This is a genomic window from Trichocoleus sp. Lan (assembly GCF_039961855.1).
In the GTDB taxonomy this organism is placed as follows: domain Bacteria; phylum Cyanobacteriota; class Cyanobacteriia; order Cyanobacteriales; family FACHB-T130; genus FACHB-T130.
In genome coordinates this window covers 165,445-190,045 of sequence record NZ_JAMPKA010000001.1, presented here as the reverse complement: position 1 = coordinate 190,045, position 24,601 = coordinate 165,445, and the positions used below count along the sequence as shown (strand labels likewise).

The 24,601-nt window shown below is 47.0% G+C and carries 22 protein-coding genes; 5 read left to right on the top strand and 17 right to left on the bottom strand.

Annotated features, from left to right (window positions below):
- Window positions 1–69 precede the first annotated feature (69 nt).
- Window positions 70–1,263: an NAD(P)/FAD-dependent oxidoreductase gene (locus NDA03_RS00775; RefSeq protein ID WP_348237023.1), complete on the bottom strand. Its 1,194-nt coding sequence runs from the start codon at window positions 1,261–1,263 to the stop codon at window positions 70–72.
- A 212-nt stretch (window positions 1,264–1,475) separates the two neighbouring features.
- Between NDA03_RS00775 and NDA03_RS00770 the strand changes: the two genes are divergently transcribed.
- Window positions 1,476–2,393, top strand: a complete 918-nt coding sequence (locus tag NDA03_RS00770; protein ID WP_348237022.1) for a phytanoyl-CoA dioxygenase family protein — start codon at window positions 1,476–1,478, stop codon at window positions 2,391–2,393.
- Between the two features lie 12 nt (window positions 2,394–2,405).
- On the opposite strand, the gene NDA03_RS00765 is transcribed toward NDA03_RS00770, so the two are convergent.
- From NDA03_RS00765 to NDA03_RS00735, 7 genes are all read right to left on the bottom strand, one after another.
- Complete coding sequence (locus NDA03_RS00765) at window positions 2,406–2,780, bottom strand: hypothetical protein (protein ID WP_348237021.1); 375 nt, start codon at window positions 2,778–2,780, stop codon at window positions 2,406–2,408.
- 193 nt (window positions 2,781–2,973) lie between these two features.
- Window positions 2,974–3,930 (bottom strand): PhoH family protein, encoded by a 957-nt coding sequence (locus tag NDA03_RS00760; RefSeq protein ID WP_190437647.1) that lies wholly within the window; start codon window positions 3,928–3,930, stop codon window positions 2,974–2,976.
- Window positions 3,931–4,064: 134 nt separating this feature from the next.
- The gene (locus NDA03_RS00755) at window positions 4,065–4,196 is read right to left on the bottom strand and encodes a hypothetical protein (protein ID WP_277879711.1); all 132 of its coding nucleotides are present in this window, start codon (window positions 4,194–4,196) and stop codon (window positions 4,065–4,067) included.
- 209 nt (window positions 4,197–4,405) lie between these two features.
- On the bottom strand, window positions 4,406–4,855 hold the full coding sequence (locus NDA03_RS00750; RefSeq protein WP_190681654.1) for a KH domain-containing protein: 450 nt from the start codon (window positions 4,853–4,855) through the stop codon (window positions 4,406–4,408).
- Entirely contained in the window at window positions 4,818–5,078 is a 261-nt protein-coding gene (rpsP, locus tag NDA03_RS00745; protein WP_190533223.1) for a 30S ribosomal protein S16, read from the bottom strand. Before rpsP ends, NDA03_RS00750 begins: the two co-directional genes overlap by 38 nt.
- Window positions 5,079–5,229: 151 nt before the next feature.
- Window positions 5,230–6,675: a signal recognition particle protein gene (ffh, locus tag NDA03_RS00740; protein WP_190413231.1), complete on the bottom strand. Its 1,446-nt coding sequence runs from the start codon at window positions 6,673–6,675 to the stop codon at window positions 5,230–5,232.
- A 207-nt stretch (window positions 6,676–6,882) separates the two neighbouring features.
- Window positions 6,883–7,263, bottom strand: a complete 381-nt coding sequence (locus NDA03_RS00735; protein WP_190413233.1) for a histidine kinase — start codon at window positions 7,261–7,263, stop codon at window positions 6,883–6,885.
- 382 nt (window positions 7,264–7,645) lie between these two features.
- Between NDA03_RS00735 and NDA03_RS00730 the strand changes: the two genes are divergently transcribed.
- Entirely contained in the window at window positions 7,646–7,846 is a 201-nt protein-coding gene (locus NDA03_RS00730; RefSeq protein WP_190413235.1) for a hypothetical protein, read from the top strand.
- A 441-nt stretch (window positions 7,847–8,287) separates the two neighbouring features.
- Here NDA03_RS00730 and NDA03_RS00725 read toward each other — a convergent pair whose 3' ends face one another.
- Complete coding sequence (locus tag NDA03_RS00725) at window positions 8,288–8,974, bottom strand: SAM-dependent methyltransferase (protein ID WP_348237082.1); 687 nt, start codon at window positions 8,972–8,974, stop codon at window positions 8,288–8,290.
- 286 nt (window positions 8,975–9,260) lie between these two features.
- Window positions 9,261–9,665, bottom strand: a complete 405-nt coding sequence (locus NDA03_RS00720; RefSeq protein WP_348237019.1) for a hypothetical protein — start codon at window positions 9,663–9,665, stop codon at window positions 9,261–9,263.
- Window positions 9,666–9,862: 197 nt separating this feature from the next.
- Between NDA03_RS00720 and NDA03_RS00715 the strand changes: the two genes are divergently transcribed.
- Window positions 9,863–10,039, top strand: a complete 177-nt coding sequence (locus NDA03_RS00715; RefSeq protein WP_348237018.1) for a hypothetical protein — start codon at window positions 9,863–9,865, stop codon at window positions 10,037–10,039.
- Between the two features lie 159 nt (window positions 10,040–10,198).
- Here the strand turns inward: NDA03_RS00715 and larE are convergent, their stop codons facing one another.
- The 5 genes from larE to fraC all read right to left on the bottom strand — a co-directional run bounded on the left by larE (window position 10,199) and on the right by fraC (window position 16,256).
- On the bottom strand, window positions 10,199–11,017 hold the full coding sequence (gene larE, locus NDA03_RS00710) for an ATP-dependent sacrificial sulfur transferase LarE (RefSeq protein WP_348237017.1): 819 nt from the start codon (window positions 11,015–11,017) through the stop codon (window positions 10,199–10,201).
- Between the two features lie 213 nt (window positions 11,018–11,230).
- Window positions 11,231–13,507 (bottom strand): GAF domain-containing protein, encoded by a 2,277-nt coding sequence (locus NDA03_RS00705; protein WP_348237016.1) that lies wholly within the window; start codon window positions 13,505–13,507, stop codon window positions 11,231–11,233.
- A 110-nt stretch (window positions 13,508–13,617) separates the two neighbouring features.
- Window positions 13,618–14,409: an ABC transporter permease gene (locus NDA03_RS00700; RefSeq protein WP_347275854.1), complete on the bottom strand. Its 792-nt coding sequence runs from the start codon at window positions 14,407–14,409 to the stop codon at window positions 13,618–13,620.
- Window positions 14,410–14,614: 205 nt separating this feature from the next.
- Entirely contained in the window at window positions 14,615–15,613 is a 999-nt protein-coding gene (locus tag NDA03_RS00695) for a DUF5357 family protein (protein WP_348237015.1), read from the bottom strand.
- A 106-nt stretch (window positions 15,614–15,719) separates the two neighbouring features.
- Window positions 15,720–16,256, bottom strand: coding sequence for a filament integrity protein FraC (gene fraC / locus NDA03_RS00690; protein WP_190430429.1), 537 nt, complete (start codon window positions 16,254–16,256; stop codon window positions 15,720–15,722).
- A gap of 367 nt (window positions 16,257–16,623) precedes the next feature.
- Between fraC and NDA03_RS00685 the strand changes: the two genes are divergently transcribed.
- Window positions 16,624–17,769: a cob(I)yrinic acid a,c-diamide adenosyltransferase gene (locus NDA03_RS00685; protein WP_190413257.1), complete on the top strand. Its 1,146-nt coding sequence runs from the start codon at window positions 16,624–16,626 to the stop codon at window positions 17,767–17,769.
- Here NDA03_RS00685 and NDA03_RS00680 read toward each other — a convergent pair.
- Window positions 17,766–17,912 carry a hypothetical protein gene (locus NDA03_RS00680; protein ID WP_348237013.1) on the bottom strand — a complete coding sequence of 49 codons (147 nt, stop codon included), beginning with the start codon at window positions 17,910–17,912 and terminating at the stop codon, window positions 17,766–17,768. The genes NDA03_RS00685 and NDA03_RS00680 overlap by 4 nt on opposite strands.
- A gap of 99 nt (window positions 17,913–18,011) precedes the next feature.
- On the opposite strand from NDA03_RS00680, the gene NDA03_RS00675 reads away from it, so the two are divergent.
- Window positions 18,012–24,131, top strand: a complete 6,120-nt coding sequence (locus tag NDA03_RS00675; protein ID WP_348237011.1) for a CHAT domain-containing protein — start codon at window positions 18,012–18,014, stop codon at window positions 24,129–24,131.
- On the opposite strand, the gene NDA03_RS00670 is transcribed toward NDA03_RS00675, so the two are convergent.
- The gene (locus tag NDA03_RS00670) at window positions 24,092–24,268 is read right to left on the bottom strand and encodes a hypothetical protein (RefSeq protein WP_348237010.1); all 177 of its coding nucleotides are present in this window, start codon (window positions 24,266–24,268) and stop codon (window positions 24,092–24,094) included. The two genes, NDA03_RS00675 and NDA03_RS00670, sit on opposite strands and share 40 nt — an antisense overlap.
- Window positions 24,269–24,601 lie beyond the last annotated feature (333 nt).

The following is a 24,601-nucleotide window of genomic DNA, read 5'->3' as shown; positions in this document are numbered from 1 at the left end:
AATATAGTGAAACTGTATAAGTGGGCATTGCCCACCTTTGACTCCAAGCCGATGACCCCGCATTCCGGATTACTTCGAGAACATTTCCAACAAAGGTTGGGCAATCCAATTGAATCCGACTTTCAACTGATGGTTGAGCGTTGGCATCCGATACAGATACGCCAGACGCCGGAAGAGATAGGCAAGGGAACCATCCAGCTTTACTCCCATGCCGGTGAAAGTGGCGTTATCCGTCCCCAAGGTCATGATTTCGCCGAAACTCTGATAGCGGAAGGGAAGCAAAGGACGCCCGGTCAGCGACGCCCAGATATTCCAGGCAGTATAATCTGATTGCTGGAAGGCAGACTGGGCAGTTGCCGGTATTTGCTGACCGTCAGCGTCGCGAGCGTCCGAAAGGTCGCCAAGGGCAAAGATTTCTGGATAGTCAACCACTTGTAGAGTCGGCGTAGTGGTAATTTGACCGCGTTGATTGTGTTTGAGTTCGAGCGATCGCACTGCCTCTGCCATTTGCGTTCCCACCGTCCACAGCACTAAATCCACTGGGATTGGGTCTACCTGTGCTTTGTACACTAGCGAGATCGTAGTCGGTGTCATCGACTCCACAGCGGTGTCCAAATCAATCCACACACCCCTTTCTTCCAAAGCTTTTCGCGCCGCTTCCCGGTTAAATTCTGGCGATGTCCGGAGAATCATATCAGCTTGTTCAATTAACCGGATGCGACCTCGTTCGCCAAGGCGATCCGCCAACTTGCAAGCCAATTCAACCCCACAATAACCCGCCCCCACAATGGCGATGCGAATCTTATCTGTTTCCGACTCTTCCAAAATTCTCAGCCGTTCTTCTAAGCGGTAGGCGTGAGCAATCGTCCGGAAAGGAAACGCATATTCGGCAGCCCCCGGCACCATATCTAGGGGCGTCTCTCCACCCAGGGCTAACACCAAGCGATCGTAGGAGAAGGCAGGGCCATCATGCAAATGTACCAGTTTTTCTTGGATATCTATTCCAGCCACAACGCCCTGGCAGAAGCGCACACCCGTGTTCGCTAAAATCTCTTGAAACGGTGGGGCAATTTCCCAAGTTTGCAGTTCCCCGGTGAGTAGTTCATACAGCAGCGGCGTGAACAAAAAGCGGTCATCTCGATCCACCAGGACAATTTCCGGACGTTCCGACTTTTCCCAAGGCAACTGGCTCAAGCGCAGGGCAGTGTAGAGACCGCCAAAGCCGCCACCGAGGATACATATGCGTTTAGGTTGCTGGGTCATGGTTCTAGTGAGTGGGCGATTCAAGCGCAGGGCAACTAACTTACAGGATAGCAATACAATCCTTCAAGCAAGTGGGTTGTCCAATTATGTGATTTGATAACGTTCGTCTGAGCGCTGGCGCTGGGGCGGCAGTAGCCTCGCACCTCTCGTTCCTGGGCTGCTGCCTGATAACGAGAATAAGATGTGAGAATAGCAACTTTAAATACTGAGTGATGATCGTCTTACCTGAGAAAACCGTCCTCACTTCTTTAGGTTACGAACTCGATTGCAGCGGCGAAGCTTTTGGTTATTTAACCGATTCTTCAAATTTACTCAATCAGCCCCAAAAACTGCGCCAGCGGATGCAACAGGACGGGTATTTATACCTTCGGGCACTTCTAAATTCCCAAGAAGTTTGGCAAAGCCGTCAGGAAATTGCCGAACTCTTAGCCGCAGAAGATTGTCTCAAACCCGGACACCCGATTCTAGAATGTGTGGCAAAACCGGGATTAAAAATGCATTTTAGACCCGATTTAGCAGCCCAAAGTCAGGCGATTAAAAAACTGCTTTATTCGGGTCGAATGATGGAATTTTATCAAGTTTTTTTAGGCAGAGATGTCCGACCTTTCGATTACACCTGGTTAAGGGCAATTGCCCCCGGTCATGGTACTTATGCTCACTGCGATATCGTGTACATGGGACGGGGAACTCATGACCTTTACACAACTTGGACACCGTTGGGCGACGTATCTCTGGAGATGGGAGGGTTGATAATTTTAGAAAACTCGCATCGGCTGGAAAGGATTAAAAACGATTATGGGTGCAAGGATGTAGATAGTTATTGTTCCAACCGAAAGACTGCCCAATTGTATGCATCTGGTGAAAAGTGGTGGAATGGGGCGTTATCAAAAAATCCAGTTTCTCTGCGAAAAAAATACGGAGGACGTTGGCTAACCGCCGATTTCAAAGCTGGAGATGTTTTGATTTTCGGTATGTTTACAATTCATGCCAGCTTAGATAACCACTCCCAGCAAATTCGGCTTTCTTCAGATAGCCGTTATCAGCTAGCTTCGGAACCCGTGGATGAAAGATGGGTGGGGAGCAACCCTGTTGGTCACTCAGCCGCAGGGAAGCGAGGTCGTATCTGCTAAGACAAAAACATTTTATGATGCGGTTTCTGGTTTGGGTTGAAATTTAGCGATCGCTTCTATCTTCCCAACAATATTCCGGTTGAACTCGGCTAAATCCTCCGCCGGTATCCAATACTCTTGGTGTTGAGAACTACCCACTGTCTGCACGTCATACTGCACTAGAAATTCCGTTTTGACATAAAAGCGGGTGACATAACCTACATAGCCAGAAGCTTCATCTTTCGTATTCCAATCTCTAGCAATCTGCACGGCATACGCCTCAGTTAGCACTGGATAAAATATCGGTTGGTAGGGAAGCCGAGGTGGAAAGGCAGTGTAGCCGCTTTCTCCGATTAAATCTAGCTCTTTTTGACCCACCGGACGAAATAGCACTGTGGTATCGTTCATTCTTTTACTTTTTTTACCTCTATCAGCTGCTGAAAAAGGCAAAATTTTCTAGTTTTATCTTTACTCTCGACGCACGCATTCGAGAACTTCTTCCCTGATTGTTTGGGTAGAGAACTGCAAGCAAATTTTCAAATAGTCTGAGAACCGACATTCTCCTGGTTAGAAAACCCGAAGAGTTCTCCTCACTCATCCCTCACAACGCATCATTTTCGTATGCCGCTACAATTCGCTCAACTAACGGATTGCGGACAACATCAGTTTTGGAGAGATTGCAGAAGGCAATGCCTTCAACCCGTTGGAGAATTTTTTGGGCAACGGCTAACCCAGATTGTTGGTTGAGTGGTAAATCGGTCTGGGTAATGTCACCCGTGACAACCATGCGAGAACGAAACCCTAGGCGAGTCAGCACCATTTTCATCTGTGCTGGGGTGGTGTTCTGGGCTTCATCCACAATTACAAAGGAGTTGTTGAGGGTTCGACCCCGCATATAAGCCAGGGGAGCAACTTCAATCACCCCGCGTTCCATCAAACTGGGAATTTTATCTGTATCGATAAATTCATAGAGCGCGTCATAAAGGGGACGCAGAAACGGGTCAATTTTCTGCTGTAAGTCCCCAGGCAAAAAGCCCAATTTTTCCCCAGCTTCCACTGCTGGACGGGTGAGAATCAGTCGTTCGTACTGATCGGACAGCAGCGCCTGAACTGCCAGAACGGCTGCTAGGTAGGTTTTTCCGGTGCCTGCTGGGCCAATGCAGAAAGTGAGGTCGTGGGTGCGTACTGCTTGGATATATTGCAACTGAGGAAATGTTTTAGCTCGAATTTCTTCGCCACGACGGTTTCGCGCTAGAACTTCCTCTTGCATTGCCTGCCATTCTACTTGGCGTCCAGTATCCAGAGCTTGGCAAGCCGTACGGATATCTACTTTGGAGATCCGTTTCCCATCTTTCCAAAAAGGTTTGAGGGCATTCACCAGATCGTTGGTGCGGTCTACTTGTTTAGGAGTGCCAGAAACCATCAGTTCTTGACCCCGCAACACTAGAACCGCGCCAGTCGTTTTTGCCAGGGTTTTGAGGTTTTCTTCACGGTCGCCTGCTAAGGCGATCGCGCTATTAGCATTTGGTAGATGTATTGTTTTAAATGCCTCGGTCATCGTAATATTATGGGCGAGTTTACAGCATTCGTCGGTGAGAGGACGGAATTAATTAGTAAAATCCGTCCCTTTGATGCGAAAAGACGCCCGATATATGACTTTCCATAACAGCTCAGGCGTCCCAAATTAATTGGCTACAGATCCTCAATGAGAGCGTAGGCGCTGACGGGAGGCTTCCGCTTTCGACGAATACTCGGCTTTTCGTACCGTTGGCGAGATTTAACCCCAGAAAATTCCGCATCGCTAGATTTTCTAGTTGGTTGCATCTTCACGCCGAGTTAATCAACTTGTTGTCAACCAAACGGACTTGCAGCCACTCGCTGTTTTTTTTGCTTCAGTTAACCATCAACGCTAGCTTTTGGTTAGTTCCACCAGGTTAATAGCCTCTTTGGCTAAGGATAACAAGCGATTTACTTAAGAGATATCCATAATCGGAGGCGATCCATCACCTCCTCAATGCTAACCGTCTAAAGTTTTAACGGGAGCGGAATTTGGGAGCAGCTACCGAGGAAGACCGGCGGGGTGGATCTTTTTTCGCAACTTCTGGACTTCCTGACGTACTTTCAAGCGATCGCGCCGAACTCCCATAGATGTCCAGGTAGACAGATTGATTGGCAGCTTTCGCAGCCGCTTCAATCACCGTCCGAATTGCCTGAATATTACGTCCTCCCCGACCAAAAACTCTTCCCTTGTCTTCGCCTTCAAAAGCCAGCCGCACCCACGCTTTAGTATTTCCCTGCGACATTTCGCAGTCCACGCTCAGCAATTTTGGTGATTCTAAAAACGGCTGCACCAAAAATTTCACCAGAGCAGCATAATCCGGTAGGGAACTCCCGTGGGATGACCTTACAGGCTGGCTGGTTGAATCTGGGGAATCCAACTCGGACTCATGCGGTAGTTGGGGCACTGACTTGTTCCAAGACATTAGCTTTTTGAAGAATCCGGCGCACCGTTGGCGTAGGTTGCGCTCCCTGTTGGAGGCGCAGTTGGATTTCTGGCACCTTTAGTCTGACTTCATCGGTTCTGGGGTTGTAAAAGCCCAGTTCTTCCAAAGGACGCCCATCGCGGCGGGAAGTGCTTTGCATTACCACAATCCGGTAGCTAGCTTCCCGCTTTTTGCCGTATCTCTTTAATCGCAGTTTGATCATGTTGATGAAGAATGTTCCTGTTTGGATTTTAAGCTATCAGCTCTTTAGCGATTAGCTTTTAGACTTTAGACGCAGAGTCATTGATTGTACCATTTTTTGGCATCAAGTTCTACCCCTCCAAGCTAAAAGCTAATTGGATTAACGGTTCCAGCTAGAGAGTGCCGAAGCCTTTCTTCTTTTTCTCCTTTTTCTTTTTCTTGCCGGGACTTCCTTGGGCGTAGCCCCGCCAACCGGCTTGAGAAGGACGATTGCCACCACCCATTCCGGGCATACCGCCCATTCCGGGCATACCGGGGAAACCGCCTTGACCCATTTGCTGCATGACGGTTCTCATTTTTGTGAAATCAGTTACCAGCTTGCTGACATCCGTCTCCTGATAGCCAGCACCGCGAGCAATCCGGCGACGACGACTGGGAGACTTCGCTAATAAGTCTGGGTTTTGGCGTTCTTCCTTCGTCATAGAATTAATCATCGCCTCAGCCCGCTTTAGCTGGGTTTCTCCTTGGCGCAACTGTTCGTCGGAAATCTTATTCATTCCTGGAATCATCTTCAGGATGCCCCCCAGAGAACCCATATTCTTCAGCAGCCGCATCTGCTTGAGGAAATCGCTGAAGTCAAACTTAGCCGAGAGCATTTTTTCCTGCATCTTCTCGGCATCTGCCAGGTCTATTTCCTCCTGGGCTTTCTCCACAAAGGAGATCACGTCTCCCATGCCCAGAATTCGGGAAGCCATGCGCTCCGGATAAAACGGTTGCAGCGCCTCGACTTTTTCTCCAACGCCGACAAATTTAATCGGCTGACCGGAAATCCGTCGCACTGATAGCGCTGCACCGCCGCGACTATCGCCATCCAGCTTCGTCAAAATGGCACCCGTGATCCCAATTTGTTCGTGGAAAGTTCGGGTGAGATTCGCCGCTTCTTGCCCGGTCATGGCATCCACCACCAGCAGCGTCTCGTGCGGCTGGACGGTTTGTTTGATGCGGGCTAATTCCGCCATCATGTCCTGGTCAATCTGGAGGCGTCCGGCAGTATCAATAATGACTGTATCTACGCCGTCTGCTTTAGCTCGTTCAACCCCCTGTCGCGCAATCTCTACTGGGTCAGCATTGGTGCCGAGTTCAAACACTGGCACCTCAATTTGCTGTCCCAACGTCACTAGCTGATCGATGGCGGCTGGGCGATAGATGTCGGTTGCGACTAGCAAGGTACTGCGATTTTGCTTGCGTAGGTACAAAGCTAGCTTTGCTGTAGCTGTGGTTTTACCCGTTCCCTGCAACCCAGCCATCAGTACAATCGTGGGAGGCTTATCTACTGAAGCCAGGGGGACGTTGGTTTCCCCCATCACCTGAACTAGCTCATCGTAAACAATTTTGATGAACTGCTGGTCGGGGCGCACGCCGGAAAGGACCTCGGCTCCCTGTGCCTTGGTTTCAACATCGGCAATAAAATCTTTGACGACCTGGAGATTGACATCCGCCTCCAATAAAGCGCGACGCACCTCCTTCAGGGCATCTTGAATGTTGGATTGGGAAATTTTGTCCTGACCCCGCAGGCTTTTCCAGGCAGATTCTAAGCGTTCAGCAAGTGCGTCGAACATAATATGTGTATCTTTTAGGCGGCTAGATAGTTATCTGCTTATCAAAATCGGCTGAAGAAAGCCCACATTTGTGAGTTTGTGGGTCTTATCCATCTGTATACAGATTAGTCGTTTTCGCTGTTATCTGGCGTGCAGTCAGGTCAGGAATGGGGGTGAGGAGTGCAAATAATAAAATGCAAACAAAATGTGCGATCGCGCACACAGCATTCAGATAGTACTCAAAACTAAGTCCTGGTGACAGCCTTGCAGTCCCAAAGCGGGATTATTGCGATAGGACTCCTCTGGAACCCAGATACTCACTTTGTAATCCAAAGAAACCCAGTAGAGATATTCCACCGCTGGGTCGAAACTCACTCCCACTCGCAGGTTAGAAAAATCATCTTCGCATATCTCGTAGCCAAAACGGACGAGAATCTGAGCCACTAAGCACCCAGGTGTATCGCAGTATTCTCCGCAGGTTTCTCTCTCTTGCCAAAACTTCTCTAGAAAGCGATTGAGGATAGGCAAAACTTTTTTAGGGCTGCCATTCCGGGAAGCATAGATGATGACCGGGTTGCCTTCTACAAGAATGTGACAGGGGGTAGCCATTGTTTTATCTCCTGGTCAGCTGTCTCTTTTGGATCTGGGCACAAACTCCACATCGTCCATGATGCTTTTAGGCTGCCAAAGGCGACTACTAAATCACACTTTTGGAGGATGTAGCCGTTTAAACTTTCAGGATGTTTGTCAAATTTTACAGTTTCTGCGTCTGGCTATTATCCCCTATGCAAAATTGGAATCAGCAATTCCGATTTTTTCCTCATTTAGAATCGCTCTATCGGATGAGTGCCGCACCTAACCTTAATTTTTTTGTAAAGTTTTGTTTTTAAAAGCATTTTGTAAATTTAGATACAGAATTTTCTGTTATATTAAATAGGTAAGAGAAAATAAGTTAGTCAAACATCACTGAAGCAGTACGGAGAAACCTGGTATGTCTACTCAAGAACAAGCTCGCGCCCTCATGATGCGTCATCATCACCTCATCAAGAACCGTCAGCAGTCTATGCTGGGTCGCGCCGCTGCTGAAGTGGGTCTAGATGTTGAATCATCTGAATACTGGAATCACATTCAAGGACAACCACACCCAAGCTTCCGCTCTAGCTACGACCGCAGCGGTGCCTCGCTGAGCTAGGTTTGAGCTAAAGTTAACCGGCTAGAGTTAGTTTTTTGTATTATCTCGCTTGCATAGTGGTGTAGCAGCTTTATTTGATATATCAAAGGCTGCTAAATAAATAATTAACCTAATTCAGGGTGTTCTTTTCAATAAGAACACCCTGAAACTTTTTTTTTGAAAAAATAGTATCTCCTTTTGAGTATTTCCCTTTAAATGCGCGACTTATAGGTTTTTGGGAATAGGTAATTAGAGAAAAAAGTGTTTCTTATACCATTTCACGTTATCGTATGACCTTTTATCCATTACCGCTAACCTGCATGATGTGTAGCAGGCATATACAGCAATCCTATTTAAATTGTGAAATACTAGCCCTTCAGATCCCCGACTTCTTTAAGAAGTCGGGGATTTCGCCTTCTTGAATCATCTAGGTTCAAAGGAGCGACAGATTGCAGTACATATTTACACGACTGACTTTATCTGCAACATTTGATTGCCGTCTTTTTGGAATTCGTAGGGTACTGGCTGAATTTCTACACTGTAGCCTTGCGCTTTTAATTTCTCCATTACTGGCTGAAGGACTGGCGACGCCTCTCCAGAAACATTTAAGAGAGGAAAAACCCGTACCGCAGCAGCAACACGGCACAATTCCACAATGGAGGCGAGGTGAAAGTCTTCTGAGAAGAAATCCGAATAGGTGAACAACAAGTGACTGCATAAGGCTAAATCGAACTGCTGAGTCTTGAAGGGTAAAACAGGTAACTCAGCGGTTAAATAGCGTCCTTGTTGAATTCCTTGTAGAAAATCTTCTAAAAATTGCTGCATGGCTGACATCCGAATTTGCCCTAAATCTTCTGGTGACTGGATCTCGTGCCAAACGTAGCTATCGAGGTTGGCTTGGACTCCATCGATCACTTTTTGATAGGTTTTCTGGATACGTTCTCGAATTTCGTGGTTGGTAAACTGATATACCGGATCGCAAGAGATGACGTTGTAGCCTAGGCGTGTCATCTCAATATTGAAGCTGGCAGGGCCACCGCCACAATCCAGAATTTTTAACTGGAGGTCATCAGGCGTTAAGTTGAACATCCTGATGTATTCTGCCAGGGAACGTCCCCAAGGAATGACACTTTCAAGTTTTAATCCCATTTTTTCGAGCGATCGCATACTTTCCTTGGCTGATTATAAAATGACTGAAGGCTCTGTAATCAACCAACTAAGATGGAAAATTGACTTGGTGATGGTTAGATAGTTGAGTAAGTTATTTAAATTTGTCGCACAAAATTTTAATAAATATAAGAGATTTTGAGTAGATCGTTTTTGTGCCATCCTCATACAGGAAATGCCGGGTTCCTTATCTCAAAGTGGACTTTCCAATTTATAAGATGACTAGCATTTTTTCTGGGTCTGGCAATGTCACTGATGCCTTTCTAGTTTAAGTTTCACTTTCCTCAGTCTCTATCCATGAGGTTGTCTGTGCTGTTGTTGGCTGTAGCGGAGGCTTTGGGCCAAGTTCTGTTTCTCTTTTAATAACTCTCATTGGCTGCAAAGAAATGGCTGATGCGAGTAGAGCGGGCACTCCCACAAGCGTTGTCATGAGCAACGAAGTCAAAAGCGATTCTCCTGCATTTTTAGGTTTCTGTTCGGAGTGATTTTCTAATGAGATTTCGACCTCTGTCAGATTTTGTTGAGGTATCTTGAAAAGTAGCTGTTTGACTACTTTCCCCAGTAAAATAAGGGGTAAAGTAATGAGTGCTGCGGGCAGAACTACCAGCCACACAAGTAAGCCGGAAATTAACCAAAATACAGTCGAATATACCATTTCTGAAAGTTTATGCATTGCCCTAGCCTTGCCCTCCATTGGTTGCCACACAGCTAACTCATGAGGAATCGTTGTTTGGCAGGAATTGCCTTTTTGCCTAAGCTTATAATCGGGTAGTATCGTCGCCGCGCTTCGCCTCGTATATTTCAATTTTAAGGGTACGGCAATCAGGTACCCCTACTTTTTGGTTGAGTTGTAAATTGAGAAGTCAGACTTTGACGTACAATACTTCCCGATTCCAAGCTAATTCTGCTTGCCAGAGCGATCGCTCGTTCTCGATCGAAGATGATGTAGACAAAGCCGAAGCTTTCATGCCATTTGTTCGCACTCTTGGGCGTCGTGCCCATCCTGCGAGAAAACTACTATCTTATGGCATGAGTGATTATTGTTGATGGATTTGTATTAAAACCTAATTTAGTTGCTAGAAGCGATCGCAACTTTTGAGAGGATGGGGGATCGTAATCTCGATCGGCGTTGAGGGGGTAGACACGTCCCCATCCCCTAGAATCTATTTAACTTTGTACAACTTAACTTTGTACAACGCCAGAATTTTAGGCTTTTACTGCCAGCGGTAACACCTGATTGAGTTTGCCACTGCGGTAGCCTTCTAAATCGAGGGTGACGTAAATAAAGCCGAATTCTTGAAAGGCGGAAACCAGGGTGGGTAAATCGGTGGTAAGAACAAATTCTTTAATTTGTTCTGACGGTAACTCGATTCTGGCGGTATCACCTTCGGAACGAACGCGGAGATTTTTTAATCCTAATTTACGCAGATAGATTTCTGCGCGTCCGACTCGTTGCAGTTTGCTGACGGTGATTTCTTCGCCGTAGGGGAAGCGGGAACTTAGGCAAGGTTGGGCGGGTTTATCCCACCAGGAAAGTCCGAGGTGTTGAGAAAGTTGGCGGACTTCAGCTTTGGTAATGCCTAATTCTGCTAAAGGCGATCGCGCACCCCTCTCTTTTGCCGCTTGAATTCCCGGACGATAATCCCCCAAATCGTCGGCGTTCACTCCATCTACAACATAGGGATAACCCAGTTGAAGTGCCAGGGGTTTAAGGTTGTCGTGAAGTTCGCTTTTACAAAAATAGCAGCGGTTGACAGGATTCGAGGTGTAATTAGGATTGTCCATTTCGTGCGTCTGTATCACTTGATGGGCAATTCCAATCGCTGCTGCTTGGATTTGGGCGTCTTCGAGTTCTTCCGGGAGGAGGGAGGGAGAAACGGCGGTAACAGCTAAAGCGCGATCGCCCAAAACGTCGTAAGCTATCTTGGCAACCAAGGTACTATCGACGCCCCCAGAATAGGCAATTAATGCCCGATCCATTTCTGCAAAGAGGGTTTTTAGTTGCTCAAGTTTCTGCTTTATCATGGTTTTTTTTAAATCGAATCACAGAGGACGCAAAGGTGCTTCAGGCGCTTCCGGTGCAGAGGAGATGGGGAGAAGTTTTTCATCCTTCCCTCAGTCCTCAGTCCTAAGTCCTCAGCACTCTCCAAATGGTGCAGAGGAGATGGGGAGAAGTTTTTCATCCTTCCCTCAGTCCTCAGTCCTAAGTCCTCGGCACTCTCCAGATCGTAACGAATTTTAGGGTTGATTCAATTCGTCTGGTGGCTGGATCGGTAAGTGTAAAGTAAAGCAGCTGCCTTGTCCCAGTTCTGAATCTACGGTGATATTGCCGCCATGAAGGAATGCCAGTTTGCGGGATAAAGCTAAGCCGAGACCCGTTCCTTCATATTGACGATTTAAACCACTATCTATCTGTAGGAACGGTTCAAAGAGGGTGGCATGATTGGCTTTGGCGATGCCAATTCCGGTGTCAATCACTGAAAATAAGATAGTGTCTGCGGTTTTTTCCACTTTTAGCGTAACTGAGCCAACTTGTGTAAATTTCACCGCATTAGAGAGCAGGTTGACTAAAATCTGCCTCAAGCGGTGATGGTCGCCTAGGCAGGTGGCGATGTCTGGGGCAATATCTACAATTAATTGCAATCCTTTGTTTTGCGCGCGTTCACGCACGACTGAAATAGACGCCTGACACACTTCCTCCACTAACAGGATTTCTAGGCTGAATTCTTCTCGACCGGCATCAATCAGGGATAAATCTAAAAGGTCGTTAATCAATTCCAATAAATGTTCGCCGCCGGATGTAATCAAAGTAAGATATTCTTGCTGTTTGTCATTGAGCGATCCGACAATTTGATCGACTAGCAGGCGAGAAAGCCCCAAAATGCTAGTTAGAGGGGTTCGCAGTTCGTGGCTCATCGTAGCGATAAATTCGCTTTTGGAACGATTCGCGGCTTCTGAGAGTTGTTTTTCTTGCTCTAATTGTTGGGTACGTTCTTTGACAAGTTGCTCGCTTGCTTCATAGCTTTGGGCATTGTAAAGCGCGATCGCCACTTGGTCAGCAATTCTTTCGAGAAGGTGAATTTCGTCTTCGGTGAAAGTTCGGTAACGGGTTGTGGATTGTAACGAAATGCCACCAAAAAGCTGACCGCGAATAAAAATTGGCACTCTTACCATAGACAGGATTTGTAACTGTTGAATTTGCTCTTGGCGGGTGGAAGAAGAAGGAACGTCTGCGAGTTTGGGAGCATGGAAAACCCGCTGAACCGAATACTCGGAGGCAGGATCTAATACATCGCGGTTTTCCGATAGAGGAAATCTGCGGTTCAACAGAGAAACCACTTGTTCGCTGACTCGCCATTCTTTGAGAATCTTTATTTCCTCTGGTTCTAAGGCAAAGATAGCGACTCGATCAACGCCGAAGAACTCTCCAGTTAGATTCACAATTTCCTGCAAAATATATTGTGGATCGAGGCTGGAATTTAAGCTCTGACAGATATTATTTAACAATCGCTCCCGCGTTGCTTGTTGTTGAATTTGAGCGAACAGCTGCGCTTGGTGGATGGCGATCGCGCATTGATTCGCGATCGCACTCACCAAAGCGATTTCATCTTCTGTCCATTCCCGTTCGCTAACACATTGATGCAGGCTAATCCCCCCCACCAAGGATTGCTGATACAACATCGGCATCGTCAGCATGGAGCAAACTTCATACTCTCTGGCTAATTCTTGCAGTTTGAGCGGGATGCGGTCGTCAATTTGGTTGAATATCAGCGGCTCACCTTGAGCAAGGGAGGAATGGTAATAGGAGTAGAAACCGCAATAGACGCCAATCAGGCTCTGCCTTTGAGGGGTAGATTCGCTAGCAAGGCAAGCCTGCATTTGTTGATTGGGATCGGGCAGAAAAATTAGACACCGACTGAGGTTGAGCGCTTCGTGCAGCAAATTGACGGTGGTTTGCAGCACTTCCTCCAGAACCAGCGTTTCGCGCATTGCTTGGACAATGCGGTTGATAATTACCTCTCGTTGAGCTTGCTGCTGAATTTTGACAATGCGATCGCGCTCGATTCGGTGTTGTTCAAATTCGTGGAGCGATCGCATCAAAATCTTTGGCAGATGTTTCATCTGTTCTGAGCCAGCATCGGCGATTTCAGCTTCCGGCGCGATCGCAATCAAAGGAATAAACTGCCCGGATTGTTGGACTAACTCCAATGCTTCTAAGGAGCTTGGGGCATCTGTGAGGGGGTGAGAAGGGGAATTTTCTAGTTTTCCCTGCCTCCCAGCCTTCCTATCTGTCATTGAGCTAGCATCCCCCCTCCGCTGCACTGACAACACTGCATCGTAGGTGTTTTGCTGCAATTGTTCTCGACAAGCGGCAGATGTAGCGGCAATTTCGTAAGTAAAATCAATGTCCGCTTCCCGCAGTGGATTTGTAATCAGCCCGACATCCGCGCTTGAAGCTATCACGATCAAGAGGCGGAGGGCATCTGGGGACGGAGCTTGTTGCAGTTGTGGCATCACGAGGCGAAGTACGAGCTGGAAACAAGGAGTAACGGACGAAGGATTAGGGACGGGTTTGCTTCTTTTACTTTCGCGCTTCTTCTAGCTAGTTTGTATCGCGAGGCAGCTCAAAACTCACGTCGCGAAAAAATTATGATAGCGATCGCTAAGAGGAGGACGGTATACACCAAACCATACAAAGCATCGGTTAAAAGCGCCGAGGAAGAAGGCAAAAGACCATAAACCGCCTGATTTTTGAGGTCTAGCCGAGATAAATCTGGCAGTACCACATATAAAGCATTTACGATCCGTTCGATGTCTACATTCCGACTTAATTTTCCCAGCTCTACTAAATCTCGGCTGGAATGTCCCATCAAATACACTGCAAATGTAAACAAGGTCGCTAACAGCGAACTTGTAAAGACGCCAAACATCAACGCGACAGCAGTCAGTAAAGATAGCTTAAAAAACAAGTACAGCGCCGAAATCAGAATGCTACCTAGCGGGTAAGAAATCTTACTTAAACTGAGGATGCCAAGATAAATTGCCGTCATAGCTGCGATCGAGACGCCTAAAACGGCTGATAGCCCCAGATGTTTGCCAATAATAAATTCGGCGCGACTGAGCGGTTTGGGAATTAACACTAAGACAGTGCGCTTTTCGATTTCTTTGTTAATCAATCCAGTCCCGACAAATACAGCAACAATGGTTCCCAGTACATCCATTGCTGCTAATCCAACATCTTTAAGAATTTTATCTTCTGTTGTTGCTGCCACTTCTGGCAACAGTCGCCACGCCACCACCATTAACAGCGCAAACAAACCGATGATATAGAGAACGCGATCGCGGATGACTTCCCGAAACCCATTCACTGCGATCGCCCAAATTCTCTTTAAACTCTCGATCGCTGCCCGAAACACATTTATTTTCCTCGATTTTACTGTGCTTAAACTCATCGTCCTTCTAAATCATCATTGATGATTTCTCTCAACGATTTATATTTTATCCTTGGCACGAATAAAAAATAACTCTTTTGTTACTAATAGTTAATTCTTTATGCGATCAACTATCTTCCACGAGCAGCCACTTCCTAGCTCTATTGATAAGTTTTAGAGAGAGTCTTCATCATTCATAGCTTTTTAGTTCGCTGATAGGCTGACAATTGACTTGTGCAACCGCAATATTTTGTGCTGCTGTCTGGCTAGGCGTTGTCCTTGCTCCAGTTACTATTGGTTGATAACTTTGAGTAATTTGACAGTTTTTTTCCACATAATATGCTTCGGTTTGCGAACGAGGACCTTGCCAAATTGCGCGTAATTGTAAGTTGTATCCTGAGTTAATCGAACCAATATTATAGGTATAACGCCACCAAAAATCTTCTTCCACAAGCGGAATTTTTTTTGCGGCTTCTGCCCGAATTGCTTCTATACGCGGTTGTGGTTCTAGCAGCCATCGCTCCACTTCCGACCAAGGTTTATTTTCTAATTCTTGTACGATCAAGGGTTCCATAAATTCTAAAATAACCGTACCTCTAAGAGTCCTTGTTGATTGAGATGCTGATTGGGATACCATCGTGGTTTTCCCAAAATGATCCGACAGCAAGGTAGGATATTGTTCTAACCAATCTTGACTAATAAAATAAAATTGAATCCAGCAGCTAATTACCATATTGCTGCCAATCAAAATAACACTTTTTTGACGAAATTGCAGCGCCGGTACTTTTAATCTAAATCTTTCATCAAAAAAGGTTGGAAACACAGCAATTACTGATGAAAGCGTAGGCCAAACTATTAAAGCAATCGGTGGGATACTCCCAGTCCAATCGCCAAATAAAAACATACAGATTAAGGCACCCGTAATCCAAGGACCAATCGGAACACCCCAAATTTTTATTGGATTCTCTGTTGTAGCCCAGCTCACTCCAATAATTAAAAATAACCAACCGCAATGAGTGATAATATCATGTACTAAGTCAGTTGCAAAAAATGACATTACCCAAGAAAAGAAACTGAGATAAATAAACGTTTTCCAGGAATAAGCACGGGAAGGAGCTAGGGATTTCCATAATACTTTAAAAGTATTAATTAAGTATTTGAAAATAAAAAAGTCAAGAATCGATGCCATATTCTTTGTAAGTCTTTATTAAGTTAAGCCTAACTTGATAAATTGGTCGCAACTAAAATTTAAATTCATCTATCAAAAGATGATTAACTCAAAAAATGTTTGTAGTTTAACTAAATTGAGTCCGAATAAATAGAAGCAATACGAATCCCCCAAAGCTGTAGATATTAGCCTGAAAAATAGTATTAGTTAAAAGAGGGTTGGAATTAAAAGTAAGAAGTCGAAAATCTTGTAGGTTGAACTTTTCTTGGTTTTGTCTTTCCCCATAAGACGGTGTTTCCAGTAACATTTGTAAAAGTTCTAATCCTTTTAGTTTAACGATAAAGGTGGCAAAGAAGACAACAAAGCCACTTAAGATTAGTTCTGTTACAATATTGGACGACTGAGCAAATGGAAAGAATCGATCAAAAAAGATATAACTGATTAACTGAGATTTCAGTGACCGGGGAAGCCAAGGATGTACGTAAAAGAAAACTACCCAACCCAAAATTGTTGAAAATAAATTAATCGAAATGGCATAGTCAATGCTTCTTCTTTGGCTAAGATTTAATTGTCGGTATAAAATGAATGATTCAATCGCAATTCCAACCAACAGCAATAAAAATTGAAATAAAATCGTTTGAAGCGGGAAAACATTTGCAAGCATAAGGTTGTCTCTGTGAAACCTATTTAATTAAGTTTAGACGTAAATTTTGATGTTTTGATGGCAGCTTGCTCTTTACTTCTATTATCCTGCGAATTTGGGAATATCAAGAAAACTTTTATGTAAAGAAAGCATATTTGGAATACTCCTAAATTAAGTAGAGGGGTGGGTAGTTTAGCGCGAGAAATAACTCAGTAGAAGAGAAAAAAGAACTGATAACTGAATGATGGACAATTGACTCCCTATCCCCTACTACCTATTTCTAGTCTCAACTTTAGCTTTTGTGGAACGGCTACTCTTGATTCTTTTCACTTTACCCTTCTAAGCTGCTATTGTTAACAGTTTGTGACAGCTAAGATTCATGAGAATTATGAGTAGAATGGGGATCGGCATTCGCACGGCTCAAGTGCGTTCTGAGCGTCTCGTCGGTCAGATTCATGTTTACGATGGGGCAGGGAAGGGAAAGTCCCAGGCGGCGCTGGGCGTGGTGTTACGCTCAATTGGGCTGGGAATTAATACTGATTTAGCAACGAGAGTGCTGCTGTTGCGGTTTCTCAAAGGACCGGGACGCTCCTACGATGAAGATGGGGCGATCGCTGCCTTGCAACAAGGCTTCCCTCACTTGATTGACCAAGTTCGCACAGGGCGGTCAGAATTTTTTGGTGCGGAGGAAATAACGCGCTTTGACCGCCAGGAGGCGCAGCGCGGTTGGGATGTGGCAAAAGGCGCGATCGCATCTGACCTCTATTCTGTCCTAGTTCTGGACGAACTGAACCCGTTACTGGACTTGGGTTTGTTGCCAGTGGAGGAAGTGGTTCGGACGCTCAAGCATAAACCGCAGGAGTTGGAAGTAATTGTTACAGGTCGGGCTGCCCCCCAACAACTGCTAGAAATTGCGGATTTGCACTCTGAGATGAAGCCGCACCACCCGATTACCGAAGGTAGGGACGGGGTTTCCCTGCCTTTACAGGGGATAGAAATCTATACGGGTGCTGGTAAAGGCAAGTCTACTAGCGCATTGGGTAAAGCATTGCAGGCGATTGGGCGCGGGATTAGTCAGGATCAGTCGCACCGAGTGCTGATTATGCAGTGGCTCAAAGGTGGGACTGGATATACTGAGGATGCCGCGATCGCAGCTTTGCAACAAAGTTACCCAAACTTAGTCGATCATCAGCGCTGCGGACAAGATGCGATTGTCTGGCGCGGACAACAGCAAGAACTAGATTATGTGGAAGCTGAACGCGGTTGGGAGATTGCTAGGGCAGCGATCGCGTCTGGGCTTTATAAGACAATTATCTTAGACGAACTCAATCCCACAGTTGACTTAGAACTGCTGGATCAACAACCAATCGTAGACGCACTGCTACGCAAACCCCGCGACACGGAAGTGATTATCACGGGGCGCTGTCTAAATCGTCCAGCGTATTTTGACCTTGCCAGCGTCCATTCAGAGATGATTTGCCATAAGCATTACGCTGACAGAGGGGTGGACTTGAAGCGTGGCGTAGATTTTTAGAGTTTCAGCGATCGATCGATATAAATGTAACCTGCTCCCGGCAGGTTTCGTTTGTGTGCTTGCTGTCGCTGTACGGTTTCAACCGCCCGCCCGGAGGATGATGTGAGGCAAATCTCTAGGAGGAATTGTATAAAGAAGTTCACCAAGGCAACTATCCATAGGAGTATTCTAGAAAAGAAAATAATTTAGTTAGCACTCGCATGACTTTCGGCAACGAGAGTTAACACCTCCGGAGTCTTCCCATGTTCGTACCCATTTCCCTAGTCATCACGGCATACAACCGGGAACTTTATCTTGCTGCCACGATTGAAAGTATTCTGGCGCAGACTAGGCAAGACTTTGAGCTACTGGTGTGGGATGACGGTTCTACAGATAGAACTGTAGAAATTGCCCGTGAATACGAAGCCCGCGATCGCAGAGTTCGGGTAGTTGCAGCCGAACATCAAGGACGAGTCAGCGCCTTGCAAGCAGCGATCGCGCAAACCACCGGCACCTACATCGGTTTGGTAGATAGTGACGATTTGCTTGCGCCCACAGCAGTGCAAGAGACAGCAGCTGTGCTAGAGGTGAACCCGGAGGTAGGTTTTGTCTACACCGACTACATCGACATCGACCAAAGCGGCAAAGTCATCGACTACGGGAAGCGCTGTCGCATCCCCTACTCCAAAGAGCGGCTTTTGCTCGATTTTATGACCTTTCACTTCCGGTTGATGCGTCGCAGTTTCTTCGACCAAGTGGGGGGAATCGAAGAGTCCTTCGACTACGTTGAAGACTACGATCTGTGCCTGAAGCTGTCAGAAGTTGCCGAAGTACGGCATATCAACAAGCCACTTTACTACTATCGTTGCCATCAGGCGAGTGACTCGCACACCTATACCAAGCAACAGGCGAAAAACGCCTGCAAAGCGATCGCACGGGCACTGCAAAGGAGAGGATTAAGCGATCGCTTCTCTGTAAAACTGCACATCCTCAGCCATTTCCCTTTCAACTCTAAAGTCCTATTAGTTCGCAAAAAGCAATCAATTCTCAATTACCAATTCTCGATTACTAATTCTCGATTACCGATTGCTAAAAACATCGCCTCTTGCCTTCTCGCCCTCACCTGTAGCCTTTCTCCAACTTTTGCCCAAGCACAATCAATTACCACCGCACCTGACGGCACCAACACCAATGTCACCACCTCTGGCAATCAATTCAATATTACTGGTGGAAAACTTTCAGCCGATGGAGGAAATCTTTTCCACAGCTTCAACGAATTTGGCTTAGAACAAAATCAAATTGCCAACTTTCTTTCTAACCCATCTATCCACAATATTTTGGGTCGCGTCACGAGTGGCAACCCTTCTATTATTAACGGACTTATCCAAGTTTCCGGCAGCAACTCCACCAACTTATACTTGATGAACCCGGCTGGCATTGTGTTTGGTTCGGGTGCCACTTTGAACGTACCAGGAAGCTTCACCGCCACCACCGCCACCGGAATAGGGATTGGTGACAATTGGTTCAATGCCTTCGATCCTAATAACTACGCCAACTTGGTAGGCACGCCCAATCTCTTTGCCTTTACCACATCCCAGCCGGGTAGCATTATCAACGCTGGGAATTTAACGGTGGGAGAGGGAAAAAATCTCACTCTTATCGGCGGAACTATCGTCAACACCGGAGAACTCAAAGCACCAGCAGGTAATATCACCGTAGCCGCCGTACCGGGCAAGAAGACGGTACAGATTTCGCAAGCGGGAAACGTGCTGAGTTTAGAAATTCAGCCATCCGTCTTACCTTCCAGCTTTAATGCCCAGTTATCAAATCCTCCCTCACTGCCGCAATTACTCTCCGGTGGAGGTGTCGCCAATGCCACCAAAATGACCGTCAACAGTGCGGGAAAAGTGGTGCTAAGCGGATCGGGTATTACCATTCCCACAGAACCGGGAACTGCAATTGTCTCTGGGAAGCTGGATACCGCCAACACTCAAGCCGGTATTGGCGGTGCAGTAGCTGTACTAGGTAATCAAGTTGGTTTAGTCGAGAACGCCAGCGTTAATGCCTCAGGAGATGCAGGCGGCGGTCAAGTATTGATTGGCGGAGATTATCTGGGGAAAGGTAGCGTACCCAATGCTGCTTTCACCTTTGTCGGCGCAAATGTGACACTCAATGCCGATGCCATTACTAATGGCAATGGCGGTAAAGTCATTGTCTGGTCAGATCAAGCCACCCGTACCTATGGCACCATTAGTGCCCGTGGCGGCGCACAAGGCGGTAACGGCGGATTTATCGAAACTTCCGGCAAAGTTTACCTGGATGTCACCAAAGCAGCGGATGCAAGTGCCCCCAAGGGTCTTCCTGGTACTTGGCTGCTTGACCCCTCGAATATCACTATCATCAATGGCGGCGGTTATGGCTATGGTAGCTTGGACAGTTTTTCGCCAAATTTCACTGCGAATGCCGACAATTCTACGATTAGTAATGGCGCAATCAATAACGCCCTCAACTTTGGCAGTAGCGTAATCATCTCCACGAATAATCCTTATGGCACCCAGGTAGGCAATATTACGCAGAATGCTGATGCAGCGATTGGCGGTGGGTATTTTTTTGGTGGTCCTGTCACTCTTACTCTTGAGGCAGCCAATGACATTATCCTCAATGGCTCTATCGGCGGTAATGGCTACGCCCTAAATGTCGTGCTTCGAGGTCAAGGGGGTGCGGGAACTAGAGCAAACAATGTAACAATTAATGGTCTGATTGATACTGACGGCGGTGACTTCAGTAGCCTGAGCAACACTTTCAACAGTAGCGCTACTACCATTACCACCCAAGGCGGGAATATCAACATTGATGCTACTGGCAACATTACTACAGGCTTCCTCAACGCCAGTTCTACTTTTTTTAATGGTGGAAATATTGACCTGATAACGAGTGCAGGTGGCAAAATCGCAATTGGAGGCGATCTCAATTCCTCTGGCGGTGCTTATGGTTCCGGATCTGCTATCACCCTCACTGGCGATGTCTTGCTCAGTAACAACGCCACATTCACCACCATCGGTGGTACTGGTTATGGTTATGGTTCTGGTTATGGGGACGGTAACATCGAAATCACCGGAACGGTCAATGGCACGGGTGCAGGCGGTCAAAATCTGACGCTGAATGCAGACACGGGTAACATTACATTTGGGAACGCTGTCGGCAATATTACACCTATTGGAAATTTGAGCGTCAATAGTGCCTCCAATCTCACCCTGAACGGCAACGTTACCACAACCAGCGGCAGCACCCTCAGTTTCAATACCCCTGTGACGCTGAGTAACAATGCAACCCTAACCGCAGACGAGATTAACTTTAATGGGGCAGTCAGCGGTGCGGGATACCAAATTGGACTGGCACCCGCAACAGCATCGAAAAATATTCAGGTTGGGAATGCGACTCCTGTAACCGATAGTTTGAATCTGACCGCCGCAAAGTTGGGACAATTGCAAGATGGCTTTAGCTCTATTACGATTGGACGCCTTGATGGCAGTGGTGCGATTACGATCGATAGTGCAGGTGTCACCTTCAAAGATCCTCTCACCGTTCAAGCACCCTCTGGCTCAGTGGCGGTTAATGGAGCCATTACAGGCACGGGGGACGCCTCCATCACCCTTGATGCTGGATTAACCACCCTCAACGCAGATATCGCTACCGCCGATCAAAACATTACTATCAAAGGCGATACGCTTCTGGGTAAAGACATCACCCTCAGTACCGGCGCTCAAGGGGGTGGTGATATTAATCTCAGTGGCAAGACAAACGGAACGGGCGCAGGGGGGCAAAACCTCACTTTAACTGCCGGTACCGCCAACATTCAAATCGCTGATGCAGTGGGCAACAGCACTTCCATCGGAGCTTTAACTGCTAACACCAGTGGCTTCACTAGCTTGGATGACAGCGTCAATGCAGCCAGCGTGACAATACAGGGGAGTAGCGTCATCGGCGGGAATGTCACCAGCAGTGGAATTCAAAACTATGGCGGCGATGTTTACCTCGTCGGTCAAAACCCGATAGAACTCAGTAGTAGCGCTGGCTCGATTACCTTTGGCGGTATCCTCGCTAATAGCGGCAATGGTACCGACCTAACTATCAGTGTCAGCAGTGATGTCACTTTCCAGGATGCAGTGGGAGGAAATGGTTATTTTCTAGATAATCTGACAGTAAATAGCGGCAACAATGTCATTGCAAAAGATATTACGGCTACCGGGATTAAAATAACAGCGAACAATAGCATCAGTACAGGTTCGTTCAATACCAGCAAGACGACGGGAAATGGGGGCGCGATCGCTCTTACTGCTAAAAACAACCTTACCACTGCTAACATCGACTCTCATTCTGATAATGGGGTTGGCGGAAATATTACCCTCATCAGCCAAACAGCCGCGATAAAAACCGGAAATTTAACTGCCTCAGGCACCACGAAAGGCGGGAATATCTTTGTATCTGCCATTGACAGCATTACAACGCTGGGAATTAATTCCAGCGCTAGCTTCGGAGATGCTGGTAATGTCACCCTTGACCCCGAAAACGACATTCAAGTTAGCTTCATTAATGCCCAAGGCGGAACGGGAGGCAAAGGGGGCATCGTTGACATTACCACCGAAAGTCTGTTTCGAGCTACGGGCACCTTCACTGACCAAAATGGGCAAAAAGCAAGTATTTCTGCCGCTGGGGGTGCTAGTGAAGGTTCCATCATCCTGCGCCACGGAGGCGGTTCCAAAAACGTTCCCTTCGTTGTCGGCAACGCTAGTAATAACGGCACAGCCGGAGTATTAACAACTGGGTCAGGCAATACAATTGCTTCAGGATCTTTCCCCGGCAGCTATACTCAGGGCAAGATTCAGCTCGTTACTGCCGATCAAGCCGACCAACCTGATACACCGTCCTCACCGAGTCCCCTGCCAGAGGAAATCAAGCCTCCACAGGAAACGCTAACGCCCCAATTGTCGGTGTCTGCCAGTTCGGCTCTCGCGGAAGTTGACACCTTGTTCGCTGACCTAGACGAACCGTTCACGCGCCAGTTTGAGCAATATTTTAGTGGAAGTGCGGATACTCCGATTAGAACCCTCACCGAAGCCCGCGATATTCTTCAAAACATTGAAAAATCGACTGGGATAAAACCAGCACTTATCTACATCACTTTTGTTCCTGCCACGGCGGCACCTCCTTCAGCTACCGATAAGACTCTATTACCTGCAACATTGCCAGAATCAGACATCCTTTGGCAGTTTAATCCCCAAGGCTTTGCCCTCAGCCAAGCATCCCCGCAACCCGCCGCTACTCCCGCTACCAGTCTTCCCGCCCAAGACAATGACCAACTCGAATTAGTTGTCATCACTGCCAAGGGTCAACCAATTCGCAAACGGGTGCAGGGGACAACACGCGAAGAAGTTCTCACAGTCGCTAAACAATTCCGCAGCGAAGTTACTAACCTTAAAAAACTCAATGGCTACCTGGCACCATCTCAGGAACTTTATCAGTGGATGGTGGCACCTTTAGAAGCCGATTTACAAGCTAGAGGTATCCAAAACCTAGTATTTCTGATGGATACAGGTTTGCGATCGCTGCCAATGGCTGCCCTCCACAATGGTCAACAGTTCCTGGTGGAAAACTACAGCATCGGCATGATGCCCAGTCTCAGCCTCACCGATACCCGCTATGTGAGTATCAAAAACACTCAAGTTTTGGCAATGGGCGCGTCAAAGTTTACCGAACTGAATTCCTTACCAGCCGTGCCGATTGAATTATCTATCATCACTCCGACGCTGTGGTCGGGGAAATCTTTCCTCAACGAGAAATTTACGCTAGGAAATCTCAAGGCACAGCGTCAGCAACAGCCTTATGGAATTATCCACCTGGCGACGCATGGCGAATTTAAACCTGGGAAAATCGAAAACTCCTACATTCAGTTATGGGATACCAAGCTACGACTCAACCAGCTGCGCCAATTGGGCTGGAATGACCCGCCAGTGGAATTGTTGGTACTGAGTGCCTGTCGCACCGCACTGGGAGATGAACAAGCAGAGTTAGGCTTTGGGGGCATAGCAGTGCTGGCAGGGGTGAAATCAGTTGTAGCCAGTTTATGGTATGTCAGCGACGAGGGAACTCAAGGATTGATGGCGGATTTCTATGCCCAATTGAAGAAAGCCCCGATCAAGTCAGAAGCTTTACGGCAAGCGCAGATAGCAATGCTCAAGGGGCAGGTACGCTTGGAGGCGGGCGAACTGCGCCTCCCCACAGGAAACATCAAGCTGCCACCCGAACTCGCCAACCGGGGCGACACACAGCTGACACATCCTTACTACTGGGCAGCTTTCACGATGATTGGCAATCCTTGGTAAGAGGAGTAAGGGGTAAAGACTGAGGACTGAGGGCTGAGGACTGAGGACTGAGGGCTGAGGGCTGGGGGCTGAGGACTGAGGACTGAGAACTGAGGACTGAGGGCTGAGGACTGAGGCAGAGAAAATCGTACTTGCATTCAGCCCTTCGCATTCGTAACTGATTTGGAAACTCTATTTTTTTCTACGTTTCTATGCGTCCTATAGCCCAGAGAGCGCACGACTAAGCGAATCCGCGCCGCTATCGGCTTCGCCAGAGGTTACGGGTTCGCCCTCCATGCACTGGTATTCTCTGGAAAACACAAGGAAGGCGACAATCGAACCCGGTGACTTCGCCCGTCAACAGGTAACTGTGAAGTGTTGTTTGTTTTAGAAGCCACTGGTTCGCCTTTCAGCTTTTTGAAGCTTAGTTATAAAATACTTTCACGCAATGGCAAAATTAGCACTTGCTAATTTAAGTATTGCTACCAAGC